The organism is Aeromonas cavernicola (assembly GCF_002795305.1).
Taxonomy (GTDB): domain Bacteria; phylum Pseudomonadota; class Gammaproteobacteria; order Enterobacterales; family Aeromonadaceae; genus Aeromonas; species Aeromonas cavernicola.
Genome location: NZ_PGGC01000189.1, coordinates 1 through 1151, shown reverse-complemented (window position 1 = coordinate 1151; position 1151 = coordinate 1). Strand labels below are relative to the sequence as shown.

General features: G+C 44.3%; 2 protein-coding genes. Both read right to left on the bottom strand.

All coding sequences use genetic code 11. From position 1 onward, the window contains the following. Positions 1-228: 228 nt before the first annotated feature. Complete coding sequence (locus CUC53_RS16950; protein WP_100295216.1) at positions 229-612, bottom strand: DUF2750 domain-containing protein; 384 nt, start codon at positions 610-612, stop codon at positions 229-231. Then, positions 602-1151, bottom strand: a 550-nt coding sequence (locus tag CUC53_RS16945; protein ID WP_201796787.1) for an RHS repeat-associated core domain-containing protein, incomplete at its 5' end; no start/stop codon positions are given. The genes CUC53_RS16950 and CUC53_RS16945, both read right to left, overlap by 11 nt.

Sequence of the window (1151 nt, the reverse complement as noted above, 5' to 3'; positions counted from 1 at the left end):
CACCTCGCTCAGCTGGCCGTGGCCGTCGTAGCGGTAGCTAATCTGCTGGCCATCAGGCAGGGTTTTCTGAATAAGCCGCCCCATGGCGTCCCGCTGGTAGCGGGAAATAAAATAAAAAGGTCAGGAGGTTATTTATTCCTGACCTTTGAAATATCCAGATTGTGAAAGAGCACCCTATTAATTAATCCGAAAAAAATCATTATGCTACGCGGACCCAACAGCCCTTGATCAATAACGCTTTAATTCTTCATTTAAATCGTATGATAACTGTTCAATAGTCGTTACAACTCCCTTATCCAAAGTCGTATAGAAAATACAAGGAACAACATTATCATTTTTCATATTTGGTAGTAACTCGCCAAGCAGATCATCAAGAGAGAATGCTTCAGGTACATATCCCCCCCATTCATTTTCAGCACAAATAGCGGCATACTCTTTTGCTGGCCACATAGGAAATGAAATTTCTCCGGTATCCGTTTCTGCTAACGCCCAACCGTCATGATAAAGCCCCCAAACTTCTTGCCAATCAGCAATAACTTTAATGAAGTGTTTGTAACGTTCCTCTGATGATAAAGCTAATACGGCTTCTATTTGTTTTTGATTAATCTTCATTTTTATTCTCCACAGGACGCTCTTTATTCTTTCGCCCGAAATTGTCGTACTTATGCTGTAATCGATGCAATATTCTAAGCTGCAAATTTGAGAAGCTATAACCGTATCCTTTTGCAGCCTCTCTTCCTCGTTCATGTGCTAGATCTTTTCCCGGAGGGTTTCTAATACTATTGCGTTGACCTCTATCTATAGAATTCATCTCTTGCAATAGCCAACCACGATCAGAAGATCCCAACTTATCATCATTAGCAAGTTCACGTAATCTCGCCTGCTTACCAGCACGACCTGCGTTCCCTGCAACACTCGGTGGCTCTTCCGGCCCACCTTGACGATCTGGCTGGATAGGATCAGCCTCAGCTGTTTTTGGCGGCGGACATTCCCCCGGAATATTCGTCAACCCCAACGGATCAACCCAACCAATCGGATTGGGCGCATATTGGTAGTTATTTATCCCACCCGCTAACCCAATAGGGTCAGGGCTAATAAAACGGCCAGTGTCGGGTTGGTAATAACGATGGCGGTTATAATGCAGCCCCGGT

Excerpts from the sequence above, each read along its gene's own strand:
- CUC53_RS16950 (WP_100295216.1), bottom strand. The coding sequence starts at position 612 with ATGAAGATTAATCAAAAACAAATAGAAGCCGTATTAGCTTTATCATCA.